Origin of the sequence: Arthrobacter sp. KNU-44, from assembly GCF_051843155.1 — a bacterium.
Classification (GTDB): domain Bacteria; phylum Actinomycetota; class Actinomycetes; order Actinomycetales; family Micrococcaceae; genus Arthrobacter.
Map to the genome: position 1 here is coordinate 3,055,432 of NZ_JBPXNG010000002.1, position 23,930 is coordinate 3,079,361.

At 64.8% G+C, this 23,930-nt stretch carries 21 protein-coding genes; 12 read left to right on the forward strand and 9 right to left on the reverse strand.

From position 1 onward, the window contains the following. Positions 1-104 precede the first annotated feature (104 nt). Positions 105-1,325 (forward strand): MFS transporter, encoded by a 1,221-nt coding sequence (locus tag ACSVHC_RS15335; RefSeq protein ID WP_437771189.1) that lies wholly within the window; start codon positions 105-107, stop codon positions 1,323-1,325. Positions 1,326-1,467: 142 nt separating this feature from the next. Beyond that, the gene (locus ACSVHC_RS15340; protein WP_439181074.1) at positions 1,468-2,745 is read left to right on the forward strand and encodes an acyltransferase family protein; all 1,278 of its coding nucleotides are present in this window, start codon (positions 1,468-1,470) and stop codon (positions 2,743-2,745) included. 15 nt (positions 2,746-2,760) lie between these two features. Here the strand turns inward: ACSVHC_RS15340 and ACSVHC_RS15345 are convergent, their stop codons facing one another. Continuing rightward, complete coding sequence (locus ACSVHC_RS15345) at positions 2,761-3,024, reverse strand: alpha/beta fold hydrolase (protein WP_439181075.1); 264 nt, start codon at positions 3,022-3,024, stop codon at positions 2,761-2,763. Beyond that, entirely contained in the window at positions 2,915-3,472 is a 558-nt protein-coding gene (locus tag ACSVHC_RS15350) for an alpha/beta fold hydrolase (protein WP_439181393.1), read from the reverse strand. Before ACSVHC_RS15350 ends, ACSVHC_RS15345 begins: the two co-directional genes overlap by 110 nt. On the opposite strand from ACSVHC_RS15350, the gene ACSVHC_RS15355 reads away from it, so the two are divergent. Next, positions 3,458-3,589, forward strand: a complete 132-nt coding sequence (locus ACSVHC_RS15355) for a hypothetical protein (RefSeq protein ID WP_439181415.1) — start codon at positions 3,458-3,460, stop codon at positions 3,587-3,589. The two genes, ACSVHC_RS15350 and ACSVHC_RS15355, sit on opposite strands and share 15 nt — an antisense overlap. Positions 3,590-3,688: 99 nt before the next feature. Beyond that, complete coding sequence (locus ACSVHC_RS15360; RefSeq protein ID WP_437771186.1) at positions 3,689-4,222, forward strand: hypothetical protein; 534 nt, start codon at positions 3,689-3,691, stop codon at positions 4,220-4,222. A gap of 131 nt (positions 4,223-4,353) precedes the next feature. Here the strand turns inward: ACSVHC_RS15360 and ACSVHC_RS15365 are convergent, their stop codons facing one another. Genes ACSVHC_RS15365 through ACSVHC_RS15375 form a run of 3 tightly spaced genes read right to left on the reverse strand, consistent with a single transcriptional unit; the run spans position 4,354 to position 8,498 of the window. Continuing rightward, positions 4,354-5,271, reverse strand: a complete 918-nt coding sequence (locus ACSVHC_RS15365) for a phosphatase PAP2 family protein (RefSeq protein ID WP_437771185.1) — start codon at positions 5,269-5,271, stop codon at positions 4,354-4,356. Positions 5,272-5,303: 32 nt separating this feature from the next. After that, a complete protein-coding gene (locus ACSVHC_RS15370; RefSeq protein WP_437771184.1) occupies positions 5,304-6,326 on the reverse strand; it encodes a glycosyltransferase family 4 protein in 1,023 nt (340 codons plus the stop codon). Further along, positions 6,327-8,498: an amylo-alpha-1,6-glucosidase gene (locus ACSVHC_RS15375; protein ID WP_437771183.1), complete on the reverse strand. Its 2,172-nt coding sequence runs from the start codon at positions 8,496-8,498 to the stop codon at positions 6,327-6,329. 358 nt (positions 8,499-8,856) lie between these two features. Between ACSVHC_RS15375 and ACSVHC_RS15380 the strand changes: the two genes are divergently transcribed. The 4 genes from ACSVHC_RS15380 to ACSVHC_RS15395 are packed head-to-tail and all read left to right on the forward strand — an operon-like array spanning position 8,857 to position 13,557. Beyond that, positions 8,857-10,275: an extracellular solute-binding protein gene (locus ACSVHC_RS15380; protein ID WP_439181076.1), complete on the forward strand. Its 1,419-nt coding sequence runs from the start codon at positions 8,857-8,859 to the stop codon at positions 10,273-10,275. After that, positions 10,272-11,237: a carbohydrate ABC transporter permease gene (locus ACSVHC_RS15385; RefSeq protein WP_437771180.1), complete on the forward strand. Its 966-nt coding sequence runs from the start codon at positions 10,272-10,274 to the stop codon at positions 11,235-11,237. The genes ACSVHC_RS15380 and ACSVHC_RS15385 overlap by 4 nt, the downstream gene beginning before the upstream one ends. 8 nt (positions 11,238-11,245) lie before the next feature. Beyond that, positions 11,246-12,133 carry a carbohydrate ABC transporter permease gene (locus ACSVHC_RS15390; protein WP_437771179.1) on the forward strand — a complete coding sequence of 296 codons (888 nt, stop codon included), beginning with the start codon at positions 11,246-11,248 and terminating at the stop codon, positions 12,131-12,133. A 29-nt stretch (positions 12,134-12,162) separates the two neighbouring features. After that, entirely contained in the window at positions 12,163-13,557 is a 1,395-nt protein-coding gene (locus tag ACSVHC_RS15395) for a glycoside hydrolase family 32 protein (RefSeq protein WP_439181077.1), read from the forward strand. Positions 13,558-13,674: 117 nt separating this feature from the next. Here the strand turns inward: ACSVHC_RS15395 and ACSVHC_RS15400 are convergent, their stop codons facing one another. Then, a complete protein-coding gene (locus ACSVHC_RS15400) occupies positions 13,675-14,745 on the reverse strand; it encodes a LacI family DNA-binding transcriptional regulator (RefSeq protein WP_439181078.1) in 1,071 nt (356 codons plus the stop codon). A 469-nt stretch (positions 14,746-15,214) separates the two neighbouring features. Here ACSVHC_RS15400 and ACSVHC_RS15405 point away from each other — a divergent pair, with 469 nt between their 5' ends. The 4 genes from ACSVHC_RS15405 (at position 15,215) to menD (ending at position 21,058) form a co-directional block, all read left to right on the forward strand. Next, positions 15,215-16,018 (forward strand): hypothetical protein, encoded by an 804-nt coding sequence (locus tag ACSVHC_RS15405; protein ID WP_437771176.1) that lies wholly within the window; start codon positions 15,215-15,217, stop codon positions 16,016-16,018. 25 nt (positions 16,019-16,043) lie between these two features. Further along, on the forward strand, positions 16,044-17,033 hold the full coding sequence (locus ACSVHC_RS15410) for an o-succinylbenzoate synthase (protein ID WP_437771175.1): 990 nt from the start codon (positions 16,044-16,046) through the stop codon (positions 17,031-17,033). 109 nt (positions 17,034-17,142) lie between these two features. Further along, on the forward strand, positions 17,143-19,227 hold the full coding sequence (locus tag ACSVHC_RS15415; protein WP_437771174.1) for a PhoX family protein: 2,085 nt from the start codon (positions 17,143-17,145) through the stop codon (positions 19,225-19,227). A gap of 121 nt (positions 19,228-19,348) precedes the next feature. Further along, complete coding sequence (gene menD / locus ACSVHC_RS15420) at positions 19,349-21,058, forward strand: 2-succinyl-5-enolpyruvyl-6-hydroxy-3-cyclohexene-1-carboxylic-acid synthase (RefSeq protein ID WP_437771173.1); 1,710 nt, start codon at positions 19,349-19,351, stop codon at positions 21,056-21,058. Between the two features lie 117 nt (positions 21,059-21,175). Here menD and ACSVHC_RS15425 read toward each other — a convergent pair whose 3' ends face one another. From ACSVHC_RS15425 to ACSVHC_RS15435, 3 genes are read right to left on the reverse strand one after another with little or no spacing between them, the layout of a single operon-like run. Beyond that, positions 21,176-21,952: an amino acid ABC transporter ATP-binding protein gene (locus ACSVHC_RS15425; RefSeq protein WP_437771172.1), complete on the reverse strand. Its 777-nt coding sequence runs from the start codon at positions 21,950-21,952 to the stop codon at positions 21,176-21,178. Beyond that, on the reverse strand, positions 21,949-22,923 hold the full coding sequence (locus ACSVHC_RS15430; RefSeq protein WP_234748933.1) for an amino acid ABC transporter permease: 975 nt from the start codon (positions 22,921-22,923) through the stop codon (positions 21,949-21,951). Before ACSVHC_RS15430 ends, ACSVHC_RS15425 begins: the two co-directional genes overlap by 4 nt. Positions 22,924-22,958: 35 nt before the next feature. After that, entirely contained in the window at positions 22,959-23,912 is a 954-nt protein-coding gene (locus tag ACSVHC_RS15435) for an ABC transporter substrate-binding protein (protein ID WP_437771171.1), read from the reverse strand. Between the last annotated feature and the right edge of the window lie 18 nt (positions 23,913-23,930).

The window sequence follows — 23,930 nt, forward strand, 5'->3', positions numbered from 1 at the left end:
GCGCTGAATGCCTGACGCTACGCTGACTGCCTGACGCAGCCGGAATTCCCTGTGCGACAGGTATTTGGCGCGTCGCAAAGGAGTGGCGTCCTAGGATGAAGGGGATGACCACCACCAGCACCCTTCAGCCTTTCAATCTCCGCAGCATCGCGTTGCCCGCATTTGGGCCCGCCCTGCTGTTCTGTATCGGCGAAGGCGCGGTCCTTCCGGTGGTGGCGTTGTCCGCCCGCGACCTTGGTGCTTCCGTGGCCGTTTCCGCGTTGGTGGTTACCCTGATCGGACTGGGATCGTGGTTCTTCAACCTGCCCGCTTCGATCATCACCATCAAGTTCGGCGAACGATGGGCCATCGTCGCCGCGGGCGCCGCCGGAGCCTTGGCCTTGTTGGCGGCAGGATTCGCGCCGCTCCTTGCGCACAACGGCATCTGGCTGCTCGCCGCGGCGATGACCGTGGTCGGGATGTCCACGAGCGTCTTCAACCTAGCGCGACAGAAGTACCTCACGGAAGCCGTCCCGGTCATCTACCGGGCACGCGCCCTCTCGACGCTGGGCGGCGTCACCCGGATCGGCGTGTTCATCGGCCCGTTCGTCGGCGCGGCCGTGATGCAGTTCGCCGGCATCAGCGGCGCATATTGGGTTGGCGTGGCGGGCATGGCGGCAGCCGCGGTGCTTTCCCTCACCATTCCGGACCTTGTGTTGCCGGACGACGGCGACGGCGGGCGGAAGGGTCCCGAGCCCACCCTCCGTGGCGTGGCGGTTTCGCACGCGGGGGTGTTCCTGACTGTCGGGACCGGGATCCTGCTGCTCAGCGCGCTGCGGGCCTCACGTCAGGTGGTCATCCCTTTGTGGGCGGACCACTTGGGATTGGACGCCACACACGCGTCTCTGATTTACGGCTTGTCCGGCGCGATCGACATGCTGGTGTTCTATCCGGCCGGCAAGCTCATGGACCGCAAGGGGCGCATGTGGGTAGCTGTACCGTCCACCCTCATCATGGGCGCGGCGTTGTTCCTGATGCCGTCGTCCGCCGAGTTTGTGGGGCTGTTGCTGGCCTCGCTCCTGATCGGCTTCGGCAACGGCATCAGCTCAGGACTCATCATGACTCTCGGCGCCGACTTTTCCCCGGAGAAGGGTCGCGGGCAATTCCTCGGCTTGTGGAGGTTCATTTCCGACGCCGGTGCCACAGGCGGGCCCGTGCTGCTCTCGGCCCTGACGGCTGCAATATCGCTCGCTGCGGGCGTCTGGGCCACCGGCTTCCTTGGCCTGGCCGCCGCGGCGGTGTTCGCCGTCGCGCTCCCGAAACTCAAGCACCGCAGGAACTACTGAGGCCCAACACCTCCCTCGCCGGTGGGTACCCAACTGGCTCGCAATAGATGTCGTTTTGAGGGCTCAGAACGACATTAACTGCGAGTCAGTTGGGAATGCAGCTCCCAGACTCCGGTCAGGTGCATCCGGTATGGTGAATTGGATGTTCTCAGTCATCGCGCCTCCGCATCGTGCCCCCACCGCGAATCCGACCGCTGGGAAACCCGTCACGGACAACCCACCGCCGCTTGGTTCCGGGGCGGATAATCGCCTGCCGAAGAGCGTGGCAAAGCAGTCCCGGCCTGATCTCGCGACGCTGACCGCGCTGCGTTTTTTTGCCGCTCTGTGGGTGGTGTTCTTCCATCTTCAGGCCATGCAGCACACCTTCCTCGCCCCGGTCTATGAGCTGTTCCGGCCCGTCATTGCCAACGGCGACCTGGGCGTGGACGTGTTCTTTGTGCTCAGCGGCTTCATCATCACCTACACGTACCTGGACCGGCTTGGCCCACGTTTCCGCTGGCGAGCTGCAGCGGACTTTGTCTGGGCGCGGTTCGCCCGCATGTGGCCCGCGTTCGCCCTGGTGGTGGGCGTGTTGGGCCTGTGGTTCGTATATGGGACCGCGCAGGAATCCGTGCGGGAATGGTCCCTCCAGACCCAGGCTCCGGACCTGTCGCCGTGGGGGCTGGCCAAGCAGCTGCTGATGATGCATCTCTGGTTCCAACCGGGTACCGACGGCGCCAGCTGGTTCGGCCCGGGATGGACGGTCAGTGCCGAGTGGCTGGCCTACTTGGCGTTTCCGCTGCTCGCGCTGGTCCTGTTCCGGCTGCGCCGGCTGCATCCGCTCGCGGCGCTGGCCGCCTCCGTGCTCGTCCTCCTGCCGACAGCCATCTGGGGTCCGGACCTGCCAATCGCCACGGATGAGGACCAGCCGTACCAATGGCTGCTGCAGATCGCGTGCTGCTTCATTGCGGGGGCTTTCGCTTGCATCGCAGCTCGGAACGCGGACCGTATGAAGTTCAATCCTGCCCTGGCCGGTCCCGGCGCCCTGCTGACCGGAACCGCCGTCGTGATCTTCCTGGCCACGGCCGGAAAACCCGGCCCGGGACGGCTGGCCGTGCTTGCCTTCCCGCTGCTCATTGCGCTCCTTAGCCTGACCCGCGGCTGGCTCCGCTCGGCGTTGTCGGCGCGGTGGCTGCAATATGGCGGCCACAGCTCCTACAGCCTGTACTTGGTCCACATGTTCTTCATCTACCTCTTCTACTGGCTCATCAAGGACTGGCCGCATGGGGCCAGTCCGGTGGCGGAGAACTTGCTCGGGGCGGCGTGCCTGCTCGCGATTGCCTTGGCCACCCATCTGTTGTTCAAGTACGTCGAGGAACCGGCCCGGCTCCGGCTGCGCGCACTGGTCCCGAAGGCGGGGGCCGCGAGGGCGGGTGTGTGATGCCGTCCCAGAACCTCAGTCGAGTGAATTGAGGAACGCGATGGCATCCGCTGCCACTTCGTCCGGGCACTCCCACAAGACCAGGTGCCCTACCCCGGGATAAACCTTCAACGCGGCGCCGGGTATTCGAGCCGCCAAGGCTTCCTGGTGCCTTCGAGGCAGCACGCCATCATGTGCGCCCCACAAGATCAGGGTGGGCGCCAGAATGGTTCCGGACTCCGTGGGCGGAGTCGCCGCACGCAAGCCATCGAGGATGAGCTTCCACGCATGCGCAGGCATCCTGACTCCGTCGCGCACCCGGTCCTCGATATACCAAGCAGGAATCGCATGCAGTAGTGGGAACCATGCAAGGGAATTCCGTACCCAGCTCTCGTCGACGGGGTCCTGAAGAGCGGGCGACTTCGTTGGCGAAAGCAGTCCGACCCCGCAGGCTTAGGGGAGAGCCCACCAGCACGAGCGCTGCCACACGATCGGGGTACCCGATGGCTAGCTGCTGGGCCACATAGCCGCCGCTGGAGGAACCAAGGATGAACGCCCTCTGGACACCGAGCGCATCCAGGATGGCTGCGGCGTCCTCGGCCTGATCAGCCAACGAATAGCCGAGCCCCGGCTTCTCCGCGTCTCCCTGGCCGCGGAGGTCGGGCGCGTAGACCCTGAAGTCCTTCAGCAGAGGTACAAGGCGGTCAAAGCTACGACGGGATTCACCCCAGGCGTGCAACAGCAACAACGGCTTCGCATCGGCGTCGCCCTGGACGAGGCACGGAACCCGTACGCCCGTCGTGAGCCTGAGATCCAGGACTTCGGCGCCCATAGCATCAGGGTACGCCTCGTCGCGCGGCACTAAGGAGAGTCCCGCCGGGCGATCCCGGAATCGTTGACACCTACGAGGCATTGGCGTTCGATGATCGCAGGGGGAACTGTCTCGGCGGGGAGGGAACAGTTCATGCGGGCAATCTGGAATGCGAAACCTGTATCCATCGTGGCGGGCAGCACCCTGGTGCTTGAGGGCTGTGTCGGAATGTGGCTGGCCGCCAGAGCGCCCGCCGGACCGGAGAATGGCAAGATTGTTCTGCTTTCTTTCTTCTATGGCGCCGTCGCCCTGATCTGGGGTGTCGTCATCCTGTCCTGGCGCTTCTGGTCCAAGCTGATGGTCCTGATGCGAAGGCAAGTAGCGGATGTTCTTCCGGCCATCCTGCCTCTGGCCGTGGTTTCGTCGCCCTTGCTGTCGGCGCCTGGATTCTCCGATCCGGCCAACCCGTCCTTGTGGATGGGTGGCCTGCTGCTGGCATCGGCTGCCATTTCAGTAGTGCCTGCGGAGAAGGCGCCGCTTTTGGAGATCCCGCCACTACGCCCGGGACACTTCCTTGATTGGCTTAGATGGCAGAATTTCGGTGCCGGCTCGCTGTGCGCCTTTCCAGCCTGCAGATCAACTGGCTACGGGTCATCCACGTCAGCCGCGGACACGAGGCAGCCGTGAAGGAGCTCCGCACGATGTACCCCAAAATCGGCCCAACGCAGGCCGACATCATCATCGAAAACCTCTATCGGGCAGAAGCGCTCAGCGCACCGGGCCTCTAGACCAGACCGTGCAGGAAGCCGCGCGCGGCACTAAGGTGACTGCCGCCGTCGGGCATTCAGACCGAAAAGCCAGGTGGCAGCGACCGTTGCCAGATAACCGGTGATGACAATCAGGGAGACGCCGGCCCAGAAATAGTTGGTGGTGCTTTCCTGCCCGAAACCGCTCGCGATTCCAATCAGCGAGTACACCGCAACGGCCGCGGCGACGACGCCCGCCAGAGTCGACAGCGAAAGCCACACACGCGACGACGCCCAGTGCTCACCGCGGCCGTCCTGGACATTCCAGCGCTTTCCCGTTCGCAGCACCAACCAGCCAGCCGGCAGCATGACCGCTCCCACCACGAGGAACGCGGCGACGACGTCGGCGGGCCGGTGCCACTGGTTGATCAGCGTGGAAACCCCGGCCGCCACCGCGAAAGTGCCGCCGAGGAACCCCGCCAGGGGCCGCCACCGCGGCGATACCACCAAGAAGACCGCCGCAGCCGCTGAGGCCGCGAGCGTGGTGTGACCGGAGGGCAGCGAGTTCAGTTCAATGGTCTGGACGCCGCGGAACGGCCTGTTCGGGAACCAGTCCTTGAGGAGCTGGGTGGCCAGGTTCGCCGCGACACAAGCGGCCACCGCGATCCCGGCAGACTTCCAGCGGCGGCGCATGATCGTGACGAAAAGAACGACGACGGCGGCGATCGCCACCGAGATGACCGGCAACCAATCGAGGAACTGGGTGGTTGCCCGCTCGGTGGGACCGTTGATGGTCGCGGCTTCCACCAGGGCGGATTCGTCGATGTACTGTCCCGTGGTGGTGCGGACGAAAAAATAGTAGGTGGCAACGAATGCGGCCATGCATGCCAGGGTGGAGAGCACAAAAAGGAAGCCCATCCCAGCGCCGGCCCAGCGCCTGCTGGCAATACCACGTGTGGCCGGCATCCGGCTCGTCTTAGGAAAACTCATTACTTTCAGGGTGTCATATTTGGCTGGGAGGATCACTTTTGCTCGGAGAGGAGTTCCTCATAGAGCGCCAAATGTTCGGCAACCATCCTCTCGGCGCTGAAGTAGTTTTCCGCGGCGCGGCGGCACTCACCGCGGTCCAGCGTCGCGGCGGCAATGACGGCTTCGGCCAGTTCAGGGGGACTGGAACGGAGATAGCCCGTGACGCCATCGGACACGATTTCCGGGGCTGATCCCCGGAAAGTTGCCACCACCGGCGTCCCTGTGGCGAGGGACTCGATCATCGCCATCCCGAAGGGTTCATCCCACTGAAGCGGATTCAAGAGGGCCACGGAGCCGCCCAGGAGGACGAACTTGTCCGCCGCGTTCAGCTCGCCGAGGTATTCGACGTCGGGCCCGAGCAGCGGTGCGATGACCTCGGCGTAGTACTCATGTTCTTCCGCGCTGTACATCTTGGCCGCAATTCGCAGCGGAACCTGGGCCAGCCGGGCGGTCTCAATTGCTTCCGGCAGGCCCTTGCCGGGGTGCATCCGGCCGAGGAAGCAGGCGTAGCCGCCGTCGCCGGCTCCGAGCGGGACGGACTGCGTGTCTATCCCGTGGTGAATGACCTTCCGTATCTTGATGGCGGGGGCAGTGTCCGCTTGATGGTGCGAGATGGCAATGATCGCCGTGTCCGTGGCCATGGCCTGGTAGATGTCATGGTTTTCTGCCGAAAACGGGAGGTGCGCCGTTGCGACGATGGGTGTTCCCTTCGGCCGATGCCTGTACAGCGGTCCCGCCAGGGTGTTGTCGTGGATGAGGTCGACGTCGTCCATGGCCGCGAATGCGTACACGCTGTGGCGGAGTTCGTCCGTCCCGTTCCCTATCCTCGAGCCGTCCGCAAGCGGCGGGCCGGGGACTTTGTCCACTGGACATGTGCTTCCGGACGCGGCCGCCAAAAGCACATCGTGGCCCGCGGCAGACAAGCCTCGGGCCAGGATATCGATGATCGACTCCGTGCCGCCGTATGCAGGCGGCGGTACTGGAATCCAGGGCGGGGCAACCAGTCCGATGCGCACCTAGTGCCCCCGCCGCGGTCCGGCGGTGGCGTGGTGTACATCCAAGAGATCGGACAACGGTTTGCGGGCTTCGAGGTGGAGCGCGACATTCTCGGGCAGGTCCGTGACCCGTGTTTCTCCGTTGACCACCTCCACGGAGATCCGGGAGCCGGCGAGCGGGACGTTCCGCATTTTGATGTCGCCGAAGCCTTTGGGAACCACCGGCGCCAGCCAGAGGCCGCCGTGGGTGAGGCACGGATCGAAGCGGAGAAGGACGCGGAGCAGATGGACCGGTGTGGCAGCTGCCCAGGCCTGTGGCGAGCATGACGAAGGGTAGGGGACGGGCGTCCCGTAGGTCTTCCTGTCCAGTCCGCAGAACAACTCGGGGAGCCGTCCACCGAACGCCTCGGCCGCATCGAGGAGACCCGTGACGAGGCGCTGGGACTCCTCGACGAAGCCGTAGCGCATCAATCCGCCTGCAATGAGGGCATTGTCATGCGGCCATACCGAGCCGTTGTGGTAGCTCGCCGGGTTGTATGCCGCCATGTCCGAGGCCAATGTCCGGACGCCCCAGCCCGAGAACATGGCGTCCGACATCAGCCGCTCCGCGACTAACGGAGCCTTGTCGTCGTCGACGATTCCGCTCCACAGGCAATGGCCCATATTGGACGCACAGGCGTCTACCGGCCGCTTGTCCCGATCGAGGGCGATTGCGTAATAGCCGAGTTCAGGAAGCCAGAATTGCTCGTTGAATTTTCGCTTGAGCTCGGCTGCCCGTGCGCCCCACACCGCGGCCAGCTTCAGGTCTCCGTCTTCTTGGGCCATCAGGGCCCTGCTGAGATAGGCGGTGTAGACATAGCCCTGGACTTCGCACAAGGCGATCGGCGGCTCCGCCAACGTGCCGTCGGCGAAGTTGATGCCGTCCCCTGAGTCCTTCCAGCCTTGATTGAGGAGGCCATGGTCTGTGGCCCGCGAGTACTCAACGAAGCCGTCGCCGTCGGCGTCTCCATAGTCGCGGATCCAGTCCAGGGCGCGGTCCACCGCCGGCAGAAGGGATTCCGAGACATCGGAATGGAACCCCCAGCGGGTGAGCTCCCCGGCGAGCGTGACGAACAACGGGGTGGCGTCCACTGAACCGTAATAGGCACTCCCGCCGCCAAGCGCGAGGCCTGTGGTGGCGCCGAGACGCACCTCGTGCAGGATCCGGCCCGGCTCCTCTTCGCTGAGCGGATTGACGGTACGGCCCTGGTGATCGGCGAGGGTTTTGAGTGTTCCCAGCGCGAGCGAGGGATCCAGTGGAAGGGTCATGAAGGAGGTCAGGAGCGAGTCCCGGCCGAAAAGGGCCATGAACCAAGGCGATCCCGCAGCCACCACCGTGCGTCCGGGATGGTCGGGGTCGAAGATCCTGAGGGAGCCGAGGTCTGCCCTGCTTTGGGCTAACGCTTTATCGAAGGCCTTGTTGGCAAGTTCCGTCGTAGGAACCTTGCCATGCCACTCCTGAAGCCTTTCTTCAGGGACATCGTAGGGGCGTTGGTTCCCCCAAACCTGGGCGTCCGCCTCGGGCCCGACACCGTCGATGCGGGGCGTGGCCGTCACTCCCGTGGACCAATGGCCTTGGGGTTCAAGAGTGATGTGGTAACTGATGACATCCCCGTCAACCAGGCCATGCGGAGCGTCAACGGCGACCAGGACATGCCGGCCCTGCCGCTGGGACTCAAGGACCAACGAACCGTCGCTACCACGCGTCAAATGCACACTCTCGTGGCGTGCCCGGCCCTCCTTCACTTCGAAGATGTCGGCAAAGTCCGCATTGACCGTGAGTGAAACCGTGGCCTGGGTGGGCTTGCTGGAAAAATTCCTGACCGTAATCTCTTCGCGCACTCCGCCGAACAGGCTCCGCCGGCGTTCAATCAGCAGATGGCTGTCCGCCAAGCCATCGGTGCGAGACGCGCGGCCGACGAAATCGGCGCGATAGGGCTCCGGGACAGGAGAACCCAAGGCCTCGATAGGGTGGCCGTTCACCTCCAACGCCCAGTTTGAAACGAACCGCGTGTCACGGAAGAACATCCCGTGCGGGCGCAGTTGGTCCATATCGCCGTTCGCCGCAGAGACGCAAAACGATGTTCCTGCCAACAGTGTTACGGCACCTGCGCCGGCCGAACCTGCGAGGTTCTCGGCATTCCAACCTGTCATCAATGGGCTCCAAAGCTAGGGACGGGGGAATGGGGCAGCTTGTTTCAGCGTATTCGCCACGTCTTCGGAAGTGAACCCTCCTGCAGATATGTGGGCCTTTGGGTGGACGCTCGCTCGGATATGTGGGGTTTTGGGTGGACGCTCGCTCGGATATGTGGGGTTTTGGGTGGACGCTCGCTCGGATATGTGGGGTGGATCCGGGAGTTTGGGGCACATATGTGAGCGAGCGTTCGGAATTTGGGGCACGTATGTGAGCGGGGGTCGGGAGGGGTGAGGGGCGCGTAACACGAATGTGACGCTTGACACGTGTTAGGTGATGGATTTACGCTACCTAACACGTGTTAGGAAGGAATTGGACATGGCAGGAAGCAATGGGAAGCTGCGTGAGATCTCACGCAGGACAGCCCTTGGTGCCTTGGGTGCGGGAATTGTCGGAGCAACGGTGGCGTCGTGGCCGCGGTTGACCGGCATGGACCTCCCGGGCCGCGGCGACAACAGCCTCAGCATCGCCATCTTGGGAACCGCAGCGGACGCAGCCGCCCGCCAGCGGGTCATTGATGCGTTCGCGAAGGTGCACCCGGAAATCAAGGTGAAAGTCCAGGCCATCCAGGCCGCGGACTGGAAGGACTTCTTCACCAAGATCCTCACCATGGTGGCAGCAGGAACGCCACCGGATGTGGTCTATGTGGCAACCGAAGGCGCCCAGCTCTTCGCCGAGAAGCTCGCGCACCCCTTGGACGAGTACCTTCGCCGCGACGCCGCGGACATGAAGGAGTACTTCGCAGACGTCCACCCGAGCCTCGTGGAAGCGTTTATGTACAAGGGCAGCCTGTTCCAGCTTCCCATCGACTGGAACGCCGCCAATATGTACTACAACACCTCGGCCCTGCAGCAAGCCGGACTTGAACGTCCCGCGGACGACTGGACCCAGGTCGATTTTCGCAACACCTTGGCTGCCATGCGGAAAGCAAGGCCGCAGGACTTCACTCCGTACTACTGGACCAACAGGCTCTTCGGCGGCGTGGTGCCCTGGCTCTATGCCAACGACACCAGCTTCCTCAAGGAATCGAAGTCCACTGGCGGCGAGTGGCTCTGGGACAGCTTCTATGCCCAGGATCCTTCCCGCGGACTGCGCTCCGGCGGCTACCAGTGGCTTGAACCCAATGCCGATGACCCGCGCGTGTACGAGTCGTTCGACTACCTCCGGGGCCTCGTCAAAGATGGCTTGGGCGTTCGTCCCGAGGAAGGCGGCGGAAATTCACTCGTGGGGCTGTTCGCTTCCAACAGGATCGGCATGACCCCGGCCGGCGGCTACTGGGTGGAAGGCCTCCACGAAGCAGGAATGAAGGAAGACGGCTTCGACGTCCAGTTCTTCCCGCGCTGGCGCACCCAGCGGCACCAGTTCGGTACCGCCGGCTACGCCATCATGAAGACCGCCAAGGACAAGGACGCGGCCTGGGAGTGGCTCAAGTTCGCTTCCAGCCTGGAAGCCATGCGCTTGGTCTTCCCGACGCCGAACACCACCCCCGCGCGCCGCTCCATGGTCAACGAGCAGCTGTATGCGGGACGCGGACCCAAACACTGGAAAGTCTTCGACGACACCCTCGACAAATTCCCCACCACAGGTCCCATTCCGGCGCCGCCCCAGCAGGCCGCCGTCGAGACCGCATTGATGAAAAACGTATCCCTGGCCGTCAGCGGTGACGAGAACCAGCTCAAGCAGGCCCTCGCCTCCATGCAGCGCGACCTTGAGATCGCCTTGAGGAGGCAGGCATGAGCACGGCAACAACGGGCATGTCCACCAAACGCCGAAACGGCGCGGGGCCCAAACGCCGAAACGGCGCCGCGAAGAGCGAGGCAAGCGGAAGACAGCGTCAGCGCTGGCTGCCGTGGGCGTTCCTGGCCCCGACCATCCTGGGCATGGGCTTGTTCACGCTCGTGCCGATCGTCGCTTCCGTGGTCCTCGCGTTCTTCCGCTGGGACATCATTTCAGCGCCAAGCTTCGTCGGGTTCGACAACTTCGCCGAAGTGGTCCAGGACCCCACGGTGCGCGTCTCGTTCCTGAACACGATCCTGTTCGTGGTGGTCGCCGTCGCGCTTCAGCTCGGCCTCGCGTTAGCACTGGCGATCATGGTGCAGGAGAAGCTCCCGGCCTGGCTCCGCGTCTTCTTCCGCAGCGCTTTCTTCTTCCCGCTGATCCTGTCCGCGGCGTCGGTGTCCATCTTCATGCGCTACCTGTTCAACGAACAATTCGGCGTGGTCAATTGGCTCTTGTCCTTCGTAGGCATCCCCGCTGTCCCGTGGCTGACGACGCCAGCCGGCTCTGCCGCCGTCGTGATCCTCGTGTACGTGTGGCAGAACTTCGGGTTCTCGTTCCTGCTGTTCATCGGCGGGCTGGCGTCCATCCCCACCGAAACGTACGAGGCAGCGTCAATCGACGGCGCCACGGGCTGGCGCAAACACCTCCACGTGACGCTGCCCCTCCTGAGCCCCACCACGCTAGTGGCCTCCGTCATGGCGATCATCAACGCCCTGCAAGTGTTCGACCAGCCCTACGTCCTGACCCGCGGCGGCCCCGGCGACTCCACGCGCACTGCCGTGATGGTGATCTTCGAGTCCGCGTTCCAGCGCCTCGAATTCGGCCAGGCATCGGCGATCGGCGTCATCCTCACGCTGATCATCATGGCCATCACAGCCGCCCAGTTCCGGCTCAGCAAACGATTCGTCTTCTACCAGTAAGGCCCGCCATGACTACAACCTCAACCCAGCGCGCCGTCGTCGATCGCTTGGCTCCCCAGCGGCCCGCGCCCCGCAAGAAGCGGAACTGGAGCATGGCGGGACGAATCGTGCTGCTCCTGATCGCGTCCGTCTTCATCCTCGGTCCGGTGCTGTGGACCCTGTCCACCTCGCTGCGGCCCCCGGCGGAGTCGTTCCAGCTGCCGCCGTCGTTCCTTCCGCTCAACCCCGATTTCTCGTCGTATGACCAGGTCTTCAAGCAGCTCAACATCATGCTTCTGGTCCTCAACAGTGCCCTCGTGACGGGACTGATCGCCGTCGGGCAGATGTTCACGGCGGCGCTCGCCGGCTACGCGTTCGCGAACCTCAAGTTCCGGGGCCGCGGGGCGTTGTTCTCGATTGTGCTGGCCACCATGATGGTCCCGGCGCAGGTGACGATCGTTCCGGTCTTCATGCTGATCCGCGGCATCGGTCTGTCCGACACGCTCCTCGCGCTCATCCTTCCGGCGATCCCGACGGCGTTCGGCACCTTCCTGATGCGCCAGTACTTCCTGGGGCTGCCAAGTGATTTGGGCGAGGCCGCCGCGATCGACGGAGCCTCGCCGTGGCGCACGTTCCGCTCGGTGTATGCGCCGCTGGCGATGCCGGGTATGGCGATCGTGGGCATCCTGGCTTTCAACTACCACTGGAACGAGTTCTTCCGCCCGCTCATCCTCACCATCTCCGAGCAGAACTTCACGCTCCCGCTGGGCCTGGTGTCGCTGCAAGGCAACCTCGGTACGGGCAGCATCTCCGTGGTGCTGGCCGGCGTGATCCTCTCCATGATTCCCGCCCTGGTGGTGTTCATGTTCGGCCAGCGCGCCTTGCGTGACGGACTCACCGCCGGCACCGGCAAATAGCACTCCTACTCTTTCTTGAAAGGACCTCGATGACGGACGTCATATCTTCCGCCCCTGCTCTAGTCGCGGCGGCCGCCCACCCGGACCCGGCTTTCCCGCGCTTCCACCCCCGGCCGGCGCAAGGCTGGATCAACGACCCTAACGGCGTCAGTTTCATCAACGGCCGATACCACGTGTTCTTCCAGTTCAACCCGGAATCGGCCCGGCACCACCGGATCCAGTGGGGCCACGTCAGCTCCCCGGACCTGGTTCATTGGGATGAGCACCCTGTCGCGCTGCGCCCGCAGGACGGCGGGCCGGATGAGTTCGGCTGCTGGACCGGTGTGGTGACCGACGACGGCGGTGTCCCCACCGCCGCGTACTCGGGCGTGCGGGGCGACGGCGGACACTCGCAAGTGGTGATTTCCCGGGGTTCCGCCGACCTGGTTTCTTGGGAACAGGACGGCCACATTGCAGCTTCCATGCCGGACGACGGCCTGGTCACGGCCGTGCGCGACCCCTTCATCTTCCACTTCAACGGGAAGCGCTACGCCATGCAGGGCGCCGGGCTGGCCAATGGACATGCTGCTTTGCTGCTGTACACGGTGGAGGACATGTCCGACTGGAACTACCAAGGCATTTGGCTGACCACCGAAAACCCCGTGGCAGCTATGCACACCCCGGCCGAGATCTGGGAGTGCCCGCAACTGGTTCAGGTGCCTTCCGACGGGGCGCAAACCTGGGTCATGATGTTCTCCCTCTGGCTCTCCGGCGATGATCACGAGCACGCCAACGGGGTGGGCCACCTGATCGGCTCGCTCGCTGAGGAGCCGTCTACGGGGCTGCCCGTGTTCGTCCCGCGTTCCGGCGGCAGGTCCGACCTTGGCCGGGACTTCTATGCCCCGCAGATTGCTCAGCTGGGTTCTGCGTCGGGGCCGGAGCCGCGTGCCCTTCTGTGGGGATGGGCCAACGAAGGCCCCGGCCGTGATGGCCGGCGTGGCCGTTCGCAAGACGAGATCGACGCCGCAGGCTGGGCCGGCGTATTAACCCACCCGCGCTTCCTCTCGGTAGAGGACGGTGCATTGGTGGTTGCTCCTGCGCCGGAGGTCGAGGCGTACCGGGGTGCTGTGCTTGCGAGCGGAGCTTCCGGAACGGTCCCCCTGCCGCCGTTCGCCGAGGCGGCTGTGAAGACCGGGGCTGGCGGTGGAGCCGGTGAGGTTCGGCTGGTCCTGGCCTCGGGCGCGGAACGGCAAGTCGTGTTTGCGGGGCCGCTGTCCGCCAGCGAGGAACTCCGCATCTTCGTGGATGCTTCCTTGGTAGAGGTGTATCGGAAGGGCTCCGTTGCCACAACCCTCCGCGCCTATCCTGCCTTGGGTGAGGAATGGATCCTTGAGCTTCCCGAAGGTGGGGAAGCGGACGTCTGGGAACTGAAGCTGCCGGAATAGGCGGCAGGCCGCCGTCGTAGTTTCCCCACTTTTGACCACATTTGGCCGGCGTCGCAGTCCGGGATCCCCGCATTTCCGGGGATTTCCGGGCGGCGGCCCGGCCAAAAGCGGGGAGATTCAGCGGGCGGGAACAGGCCCAGTGGACTCACGGACCACCAGGCGGCAGGGAACCATGGTTTCCAAGCCGGCCTTGGCCTCCAAACCGGTGCCGTCGCCCGACGTCGGCCGCTGGGCCGGATGCTCAATCTGCCCCAGCAACATGCTCATCGCGGCCGCGCCCATTTCCCGCAGGGGGAGCGCCATGGTGGTGAGCGCGGGGACCATTGTGGAGGCAATGCGTGACTCGTCGTCGTAACCCATGATCGACAGGTCGCGCGGTACCGCCAGGCCGAGCCGCGCCGCAGCCAGGGCGACGCCGATGGCGAGGCGATCATTCGCGCACACGATCGCCGTCGGGCGTTCAGTGGCGGACAGCAGTCCCATGGCGCCATTGAAACCGTCGTTGATGTCCCAACCGGCCATGAACACGCGGTCTTCGCGAACGGGGATGGCGGCCTTGGCCATTGCTTCACGATGCCCCCTGATGCGCAAGGGCACAGCCGGTGAGGTGGCGGCGCCGGCGAGGAACGCGATATCGCGATGGCCCAGCTGAAGCAAGTGCTCAGTGGCTTCGCGACCCCCGGAAACTTCGTCCGGGATCACGTGGTGCAGCCGTGGTGCGGGACTGTTGTCCAAGCAATTGGCGAGCACGGACGGGACACGCAACATGCCCTGGGGCACGTCGAGCGGCTTCAAACCGACCGTGACGTACATCAGCCCGTCCACTTGCCGGTCCAACAGGGTCTCGACGGCGCTCTCGTCACGGGAGGCGTCGCGCTCGGTGTCCATGACCACGGTGACAAAGCCGTGGGCCCGCGCGACGTCGTCGGCGCCCCCGATGATGTTGCCGTCGAACGGGCTCACCACCACCTCGTCCGACACGATGCCGATCACGCGTGTTCGTTGGTTCCGCAGGCTCAGGGCGATGGGGTTGGGGGAGTAGTTGAGGTCCGCGGCGGCCTGCCGGATACGGTCCTGGCTTTCCTTGGCCACGTTGCCGTCTCCACGGCCGTTGAGCACCAGCGACACCGCACTCCGAGAGACGCCCGCGCGTTTGGCGACGTCGAGTGCTGTGGCCTTGCGCTGCATGCGTGCTCCTCCGGCTGTGGTTCCGTTTCTTGCTGCATTCTACCTAACGCGTGTGAGGTGGGGGGGGGTCGGTGTGTCAGCCCGACCCTCGCTCAGATATATGGCCAAAACCGGGATCGCTCGCTCACATCAGGTGAGCGAGCGTTTGCCGAAAACAACCCAAAGGTGAGCGAGCGTTTGCCGAAAACCCCCCCCCAAAGGTGAGCGGGCGTTTGCCGGCCCTGTGTGGCAGCCGAACGCTAAAGCAAAAGACAGGAACGCTCGCTCAGATATACGCCGTTCGAGCCGAACGCTCGCTCAGATATACGCCCTTCGAGCCGAACGCTCGCTCAGATATACGCCCTTCGAGCCGAACCCTCGCTCAGATATACGCCCTTCGAGCCGAACGCCAAGCGGTATCGTTGGGCGTGCCGGGCAGAACCGGTGTTTCAGATCTATGGGGGTGGGTCCGATTTTTTCCTTGCGCCAAATGGCTACGATCGTGCTGGCAGCTGCGGTGGCAGTGAGTCTCAACGCCTGCGTGTTCGATGTAACTACGGCCGGACCCTTGGCCCCAGCCGGGACGTCCCCCGCCCCTCCGAGCTCCAAGCCATCCGCGGCACCAACTGCAAGCAGTGGCACCCAAACGCGGGTCCAATCGTCGAAAGAGCTGCAGGCGTTGCTCGGCAACCTCCGCGCTCCCGACGGCGTGATGTCGCGGCTTATTGATGAGGCAGCAATTCAGGACATGCAGGATTCGATGGCAGTCGGGCCCGCCGATATGACCACAGATCCCGCCAATTGCCGGGACCTCCTGAAAGCAGGAGAGTTGCTCGACTACAGGATCCCGACGGCGGCCGCGGTGCTTGGCCCCCAGTCGAATATGTCCGTCATCATGGCCTCCTCCGACGAATCCGGCTATTTCTGGCAGGGCATGTACAGCATCGGTAAAGTCCTCGGATATTGCACTGAGGTGACTATTAGCTCGGGGAATCAATCCGTGCACTCGTCCCTGACGCGGTTGAATATGGATCTTCATGGCTCGAAGTCGTTCGCCTACGTCACCACCATCACGGGTTCCGGGTCGCCGATCCATGTGCTGCGCATGGTCGCCATGAGCGGAAACCTGTTCGTCACCGGCGTGCACCCGCTGCCGGGTGCTCAGCCCACTGATGCGGTCATCCGGGAGCTCAGCAGCTACGTCAATGCGATCGTCGACCATGCCGGCGATCAACTGCCCACTATTCCTGCCACGAAACAGCCCACCCCGCCGCAAACAGGCAACTCGGCGTAGCACCGCCCCACGTTACAGTGAAACCATGCCTCCATTCCCCACCCTCGACGAGCTCCTTGCCACAGCCAAAGTGGTCAGCCTGCCGATGCGGGTCAGGTTCCGGGGCATCACCGAGCGCGAGATCCTCCTGTTCCGCGGCCCGGCCGGATGGGGCGAGTTTTGTCCGTTCCCCGAGTACGGCGACGCCGAGGCTTCCCGCTGGCTTAGCGCCGCCGTCGAAGCCGCATGGCAAGGTTTTCCGCCGCAGCTAAGGGACATCATCCCCGTCAACGCCACCGTCCCCGCCGTACCTGCCGCCGGAGTGCCAGAGGTCCTGGAGCGCTTTGGCCGCGTGGACGCCGTCAAAGTCAAGGTTGCCGAGCACGGGCAGGAACTGGCCGACGACGTCGCGCGCGTCACCGCAGTCCGGGACGCCCTGCCGGACGCCGCGATCCGCGTGGACGCGAACGCGGGGTGGGACGTGCCGCAGGCGGTCGAGGCACTCGGGCGGCTCTCCGCCGTCGGGCTCGAATACGCAGAGCAGCCCGTGCCGCACATTGAGGGCCTCGCCGAAGTCCGCCGGCGGCTCGCGCAGCAGGGCACGCCCGTACTTATCGCAGCCGACGAATCCGTGCGCAAGGAAGACGATCCCCTCAAGGTGGCCCGCGCGGGAGCCGCTGACCTGATCGTGGTCAAGGTGGCGCCGCTTGGGGGAGTGTGGCGCGCATTGGACATCGTGGCACAAGCCGGGCTGCCCGCCGTCGTAAGCTCGGCGCTGGACACCTCGGTGGGGATCCGCGCGGGGCTCGCGCTCGCCGCCGCGCTGCCGGAGCTGCCGTACGCCTGCGGGCTGGGGACCGTGCGGCTGTTCGGCTCGGACATTACCCAGGATCCGTTAGTGCCCGACGACGGCGCCATCCGCGTTCGCGAAGCCGTCGCCGACGAGGGGCTGCTGGAGCAGTATGCGGCCACCGCTGAACGTCGCGACTGGTGGCTGGACCGGCTCCGGCGCGTGCACGCACTCCTTAAAGCATAGATTGCTGGGAAAAGTCTGGGAATTCACCGGAACTTTACCGGGGTTTCCTCTCGGATTCCGCTGACGCTGTAAGGGTTGGGAAATCACTCAATCCCCGGAGGTATTTCCCATGTCTGAATCAACCAAGCGCAAGTTCGACTTGCTCCCCATGCTCGGCCATACCAAGGGCAAGCGCAGCCCCGTGACGTGCGCCCTGAAGTGCGACAACGCCTGCTCGGGCGAGGTATGCAACACGAGTTCCAACGCCTACTTCCGCGACATCGCTTCCGCGGCTGTGTCCCGCCGCGCTGCCCTGGGCTTCGGCGCCGTCGGCGCGCTCGCCGTCGTGCTGGGCGGAAGCCTGCCTGGCAACGTTCCCGAAGGTGCCGGCCTGTCCGCGGCGGCAAAAACGGGCTTCGACAAGGCCAAGCTCAAGTTCACGCCGATCAAGCCCGTTGACTACACCGTTGACGCCTTCACCGTGCCGGATGGTTTCGCGTGGCAGCCGATCATCCGTTGGGGCGATCCGCTCTTTGCCGACTCCCCGGCCTTCGAGCTGAACGGCCAGACCGCGGCAGCTCAGGCCCGACAGTTCGGTTACAACAATGACTACACGGACATCCTGCCTATCCCGGACTCCAAGGACCGCCGTGCCGTACTCTTCACCAACCACGAGTACACCAACGAGAACATCATGTTCCCGGCCACTTTGGCGGCTGCGGAGGCGCGGGCGATCGGGCGTGCCGCGCACGGTCTCACGGTTGTTGAACTTGAGCGCAAGAACAAGAACAAGCCCTGGAACTACGTGAAGGGCGCTGATCTGAACCGCCGGTTCCTGACCGACTCGACGTATGAGCTCACCGGTCCCGCCGCGGGCACGGACCTCGTCAAGACCATCGACGACCCGACCGGCCGGGCCATCAAGGGCACCTTGGGTAACTGCTCCGGCGGCACGACTCCCTGGGGGACCATCCTCTCCGGCGAGGAGAACTTCAACGGCTACTTCGTAGCTCCCGGCACCTCGGCGGGCGACAAGCGCTACGGCCTCTCGAACAAGCCAACGGCCCGCAAGTGGGAGCTGGATGAACCGCGTTTCAACACCAACAACGCCGGCTACGCCAACGAGGCCAACCGCTTCGGATGGATCGTCGAGGTCGACCCGTTCGACCCCTCCTCCACACCCAAGAAGCACTCCGCGATGGGCCGCTTCAAGCACGAAGGCGCCAACGTGATCCTTGCCGCCTCCGGCCGTGTGGTGGCTTACATGGGCGACGACGAGCGCTTCGACTACCTCTACAAGTTCGTCTCCAAGGGCAATTACATGGCCGGCGACTCGGCCGCAGCCCGCCGGAACAACATGAACCTTCTCTCGGAAGGCGATCTCTACGTCGCCAAGTTCACGGGTGACTCTCCCGCGTCTGAAATCACCGGCAACGGTGCGCTGCCCTCCGATGGCGCGTTCGACGGTTCGGGCGAGTGGCTTCCCTTGGTGGTCGACGGCGTCTCCGCAGTTCCGGGCATGTCCGTCCCCGAGGTGCTGGTCTACACCCGCCTCGCCGCGGACAAGGTTGGCCCCACGAAGATGGACCGTTGTGAAGACGTCGAGCCGAACCTGGCGACGGGCAAGGTCTACGTGGTCTGCACGAACAACTCGGACCGCGGCAAGCCCGGCAAGGAAGGCGCCACCGAGGTCAACCCGCGCACGCTCAACCGGGACGGCCATATCGTCGAAATCACCGAAACCGGCGACCAGACCTCCACGCGCTTCAACTGGACCCTCCTGATGGTTTGTGGAGATCCGGCCAAGAACTCCTCCACATACTTCTCCGGCTTCCCGGCCGACAAGGTCTCGCCCATCTCCTGCCCGGACAACGTCGCTTTCGACTCGGCAGGCCACATGTGGATCGCAACTGACGGCGCGCCGTCGTCGATCGGTTATGCGGACGGCCTCTTCAAGGTCACGCTGGATGGCAGCGAACGGGGCAAGGTTGAGCAGTTCCTCGCCGTCCCGCGTGACGCCGAGACGTGCGGACCGATTGTGCACGACGACGAGCGGACAGTATTCGTCGCCGTGCAGCACCCGGGCGAGGAAGGGACGTTCGACGCCCCGCACTCCTTCTTCCCGGATTACGTGGGCGCCGGAGCTGCCCCGGCCGCCGGCCAGGTCCGCGCCCCGCGTCCGTCGATCGTGCAGGTGTTCCGCAAGGACGGCTAAGGCTCTTCGCCGCCTCCCGACGCTCGCTCACCTATGTCTGCATAGGTGAGCGAGCGTTTCGGTTTTGGGGCCCATAGCTGAGCGAGCGTCGGGAGGGAGGCGCCGCTAATAGACTGGTGCGGTGACTTCGCAAGGCTCCCTGAGCTCCCTCGCCGCTGCCCGGATCGCCGTTAAGGCGTTGCTCGACGGCGGTGTGCGGCACGTGGTGGTCTCTCCCGGTTCGCGCTCGGCACCCATGGCGTACGCACTCGCCGAGGCCGAAGCGGCCGGGAACGTCCGGCTCCTGGTGAGGATCGATGAACGCTCGGCCGGTTTCACGGCCCTGGGCTTGGCCTTGTCGACAGGCGCTCCGGCGGCCGTCCTGACCACCTCGGGCACCGCCGTCGGGAATCTCTTGCCCGCGGTCATGGAGGCCAACCACGCCGCCGTGCCCCTCGTGGTCCTTTCGGCCGATCGCCCCGCCGAGCTCCACGGAACCGGCGCCAACCAAACCACCATCCAACTGGACCTCTTCGGCGAACACGTTCGCTTCGCCGTCGACATCGCCGCGGGCAGCAACCCGCAGAGGGCCGTCGAGACCGCCCTTTACGCGGCAACCGGCGCCCTCGAGGACACCCCTCCAGGCCCGGTTCAGCTCAACCTGGCCTTCCGTGAGCCGCTGGTTCCGGAACCAGGCGAGGCGCTGCCCGCCACCAAGGGCCACGGAGTTTTCCACTACGACTCCGGTCCCCAAACACTGAGCATGACCCCCGCTCCGGCCGAACTAACGGAGCGGCGGACCGTGGTTTTGGCAGGGCACGACGCCGGTCCGGTCGCCGAGGCGTTCGCCCGCGCCCACGGCCTTCCCCTGCTGGCCGAGCCCTCATCCAACGCGCGCTTCGGTCCCAACGCGGTGGGGCCGTATCGCCTCATGTTGGACAACTTCGGGCGTGGCTCTGCACTGCCGATAGAGCGGGTGGTGGTCTTCGGACGGCCGACCCTGTCCCGGCCCGTTGCCTCCTTGCTAGCCCGCGGCGACCTTCGCGCGGCCATTTACGAGCCCGTTCCGGTGGCCTGGTACGAGCACGGCCGGCGCAGCGAGGAACGCTTTGATTCCCTGGCGGAACTGGCCGGTTTCGCGGGCCGCGGTTCGACTGAGTGGCTCGACGCCTGGCTCCTGGCCGGGGCTGCGGCCCAACACGCGCTCGACGGCGTTCTCGAGGCGGAGCCTGCAGCTAACGGGCCCGCCGTGGGAGCCACAGTCTGGAAACACGCCCGCGGGCAGCTGGTTCTGGGCTCGTCCAACGGCATCCGCGACGTCGACCTCGCCGGGCAGCCCAGCCCCGAGCCCCTCGCCACGGTGTTCGCGAACCGCGGCCTCGCTGGCATCGACGGAACCATCTCCACGGCGACGGGAATCGCCCTCGGCGCGGGCCGCGAAACCACCCTCCTCCTGGGCGATGTCACCTTCCTGCACGACGCCGGCGGCCTGTTCCTCGGAGCCGGCGAACCCGGACCGGACTTGCGCATCGTGGTCCTCAACGACGCCGGCGGGGGCATTTTCGGCCTCCTCGAGCACGGCAAGGTGGAGGACGACGGAGGCTACGGCACCGCCGTCGAGCGCCTCTTCGGCACCCCGCACCGTGTGGACATTTCAGCGCTCGCCGCGGCATACGGCGTCGGGCACACTTTGGTGCGCACGACGGCGGAGCTCGCCGCCGTGCTTGCCTCGCCTTTGAAGGGGCGCAGCATCGTGGAAGTACGCACGGACCGGTCCGAGCTGCGTCCGTTGCACGCCCGCATCAAGGCCGCCGTTGCCGCGGCAGTGTCGCAGGTGCTGCTCGGGGCGTAGGCGCTCGGCACTGGCGACACCGGACCTGGCTGGCGACACGGAAATGCCCTGACGACCATGGATTTCCAGGCTCGTCAGGGCATTTGCGCGTCGTAGGCGCAACAGCGGCAGCAGGAACTACAGCACGCGGCTGAGGAATTCCTTGGTGCGGGCATGCTGGGGGTTGGCGATGATTTCGCGGGGGTCACCGGATTCCACCACCACACCTCCGTCCATGAAGGTCAGGCGGTCGCCGACCTCGCGGGCAAAGCCGATCTCGTGGGTCACCACGATCATGGTCATGCCGGACTTGGCCAGGTCCTTCATCACGTTGAGCACATCGCCCACGAGCTCGGGGTCAAGCGCGGACGTCGGCTCATCGAAGAGCATCAGCTCCGGTTCCATGGCCAGGGCCCGGGCGATCGCGACGCGCTGCTGCTGGCCACCGGAGAGCTGTGCCGGGTAGTGGTTGGCTCGGTCGGCCAGGCCCACCCGATCCAACAATTCGAGGGCGGCCTTCTTCGCGACGCCCTTGGATTTGCCTTTGACCTGCACGGGCGCTTCCATGACGTTGTATAGGGCGGTCTTGTGCGGGAACAGGTTGAACCGCTGGAAGACCATGCCGATTTCCCGGCGCTGTGCGGCGATTTCCTTGACCTTCAGGTCGTGGAGGCGCCCGTTGACTTCGCGGTAACCGATGAGCTGGTCGCCGACGGAAATGCGGCCGGCGCTGATGGTTTCCAGTAGGTTCACGCAGCGGAGCATTGTGGACTTGCCGGAACCGGACGGGCCGATGACAACGGACACTTCGCCTTGGTTGACCGTCAGGTCGATGCCGCGGAGCACGTGGTGGGGGCCGAAGTACTTGTGGAGGCCTTCGATCCGCACCAGCGGTTTCTGGGTGGTGATCGTCATTTTGCCTCATCCTCCGGGAAGTCCATCTTCAGGGACGGCTCTGCTTCGGCACTAGGTGCCACTGCTGCGGCAGCCTTGGCGGCTGCGGGGTTGATGACGGCCGGCGCGAGGTTGGTGTCAACGCCCTTGCCGTAGTAGGCCTCGATGTAGTGCTGGCCAACCATGAGCAGGCTGGTGATGACGAGGTACCAGATGGCTGCCACGATCAGCAGCGGCACCGGAAGGTAGATCCGGTTGGCCAGGGCGTTGGTCGCGAAGGTCAGGTCCAAGGTGAACGGGACGGCCAGGACCAAGGAGGTGGTCTTGAGCATGCCGATGGTTTCGTTGCCGGTCGGCGGGACGATGATGCGCATTGCCTGGGGCAGGATGATCCGCCACATGATCTTGCCTTTGCCCATGCCCAGGGCTTCGGCGGCTTCGGTCTGTCCCTTGTCCACGGACTTCAGGCCGGCCCGGAAGATCTCCGCGAGATAGGCCGATTCGTTAAGGCCAAGCCCCAGAATCGCCGCAACAAGAGCCGTAATGACTGTGCTCGTGTCCACGCTGAACAGCTCGGGGCCGAACGGCACCCCTGCGCTGATCTTGGGGTAGAGGACGGCGATCAGGCCCCAGAAGACCAACTGGGTGTAGACCGGGGTGCCGCGGAAGAACCAGACCCATACCCAGGAGGTATAGCGAAGAACCGGGTTATCTGACTGGCGCATTACGGCCAGCAGGATGGCCAGGACAATCGCAATGACCATCGAAGCTACGGTCAGGAGCAATGTCCAGCCGACACCCTGGACGACCTTCACGTCCAGGATGTAGGTGCCCACCACGTCCCAACGGAAGTTGTGGTTCGTGATCACGCTCTGCACCATCAGTGCTAGTACGCCAACAATGATGATGGCGCTGATCCAACGGCCAGGATGCCTGACCGGCACCGCATCGTTCAGCACCGGCGCGGCGTGGCCTGGTTGATGATGATCCATCTGTGCACCTGATTTGTTGTCGGTGGCGGGAATACTCAAGACTTGACCGCCGGGTTGACCTCGGACTTGGTGATGGCGCCTTCGGCGTTGCCCCAGCCAGTGAGGATCTTCTTGTAGGAACCGTCAGACATGAGCTTGGTCAGCGTCTTCTGGATGACATCGGCGAGGGCGGTGTCCGACTTGGCAACAGCGATGCCCTGGGGAGCGGCGTCGTACACATCGCCGAGCTTCTCGAGCTGTCCGTTGGTCTGCGTCAGCGCGTAACCGATGATGGGGGAGTCGGCTGCCATGGCGTCGATGCTGCCGTTGACGAGCCGGGTGGTGACGTCGGTCTGGTTCTTGAGAGTCACGATGTTGATCGGCTGCTTGCCGTCGGCTGCGCACTTCTTGTTGCGGCCCGAGAGGTCCGGGTCTTCCTGGACGGTACCGGTCTGCACGCCGATGGACTTGCCGCATACGTCGTCGAGGGAGAACTTCTTCGGGTTGCCCTTCTGCACGGCCCAAGCGGTGCCGGCGTTGAAGTAGCTGACCATGTTGACGGCGCCGAGACGCTCAGGGTTGATCGTGAAGGACGAGATGCCCAGATCGTACTTGGGGCCGAGGGCGGGGAGGATGCCCGTGAATTCGGCGGTCTGCACCTGGACCTTCAGGCCAAGGGTGGCGCCGATCGCCTTGGCGATGTCGACGTCGTAACCCACCGGGGTCTGGCCGTCGGTTCCGAGGAATTCCGCAGGAGCGTAGGTCGTGTCCGAGCCGACGGTCAGCGTGCCCTTGGACTTGATGGCCGCGGGGACCATTGCCGCCAGGGTGTCGTCCTTGGTGATGGTGCTGGGGTCAAAGCTTGCATTGGCACTGCCGGAAGGCGAAGCGGCGCTCGACGGGCCCGCCTCTGAGGCGTTGGTGCAGGCCGTCAGGGCCAAGGCGCCGATTGCGATGATGGTTGCAGCCTTGAGCGTCGAACTGACCGGGAGCGAACGGAATTTCTGCATTTTCTTACCTTTTTTTGC

Coding starts and splice junctions, on each gene's coding strand:
- ACSVHC_RS15335 (WP_437771189.1), top strand. CDS start 105: ATGACCACCACCAGCACCCTTCAGCCTTTCAATCTCCGCAGCATCGCG.
- ACSVHC_RS15380 (WP_439181076.1), top strand. CDS start 8,857: ATGGCAGGAAGCAATGGGAAGCTGCGTGAGATCTCACGCAGGACAGCC.
- ACSVHC_RS15400 (WP_439181078.1), bottom strand. CDS start 14,745: ATGCAGCGCAAGGCCACAGCACTCGACGTCGCCAAACGCGCGGGCGTC.
- ACSVHC_RS15345 (WP_439181075.1), bottom strand. CDS start 3,024: ATGCCTGCGCATGCGTGGAAGCTCATCCTCGATGGCTTGCGTGCGGCG.
- ACSVHC_RS15360 (WP_437771186.1), top strand. CDS start 3,689: ATGCGGGCAATCTGGAATGCGAAACCTGTATCCATCGTGGCGGGCAGC.
- ACSVHC_RS15410 (WP_437771175.1), top strand. CDS start 16,044: ATGCCTCCATTCCCCACCCTCGACGAGCTCCTTGCCACAGCCAAAGTG.
- ACSVHC_RS15340 (WP_439181074.1), top strand. CDS start 1,468: ATGTTCTCAGTCATCGCGCCTCCGCATCGTGCCCCCACCGCGAATCCG.
- ACSVHC_RS15395 (WP_439181077.1), top strand. CDS start 12,163: ATGACGGACGTCATATCTTCCGCCCCTGCTCTAGTCGCGGCGGCCGCC.
- ACSVHC_RS15365 (WP_437771185.1), bottom strand. CDS start 5,271: ATGAGTTTTCCTAAGACGAGCCGGATGCCGGCCACACGTGGTATTGCC.
- ACSVHC_RS15375 (WP_437771183.1), bottom strand. CDS start 8,498: ATGACAGGTTGGAATGCCGAGAACCTCGCAGGTTCGGCCGGCGCAGGT.
- ACSVHC_RS15385 (WP_437771180.1), top strand. CDS start 10,272: ATGAGCACGGCAACAACGGGCATGTCCACCAAACGCCGAAACGGCGCG.
- ACSVHC_RS15405 (WP_437771176.1), top strand. CDS start 15,215: ATGGCTACGATCGTGCTGGCAGCTGCGGTGGCAGTGAGTCTCAACGCC.
- ACSVHC_RS15435 (WP_437771171.1), bottom strand. CDS start 23,912: ATGCAGAAATTCCGTTCGCTCCCGGTCAGTTCGACGCTCAAGGCTGCA.
- ACSVHC_RS15430 (WP_234748933.1), bottom strand. CDS start 22,923: ATGGATCATCATCAACCAGGCCACGCCGCGCCGGTGCTGAACGATGCG.
- ACSVHC_RS15415 (WP_437771174.1), top strand. CDS start 17,143: ATGTCTGAATCAACCAAGCGCAAGTTCGACTTGCTCCCCATGCTCGGC.
- ACSVHC_RS15425 (WP_437771172.1), bottom strand. CDS start 21,952: ATGACGATCACCACCCAGAAACCGCTGGTGCGGATCGAAGGCCTCCAC.
- ACSVHC_RS15390 (WP_437771179.1), top strand. CDS start 11,246: ATGACTACAACCTCAACCCAGCGCGCCGTCGTCGATCGCTTGGCTCCC.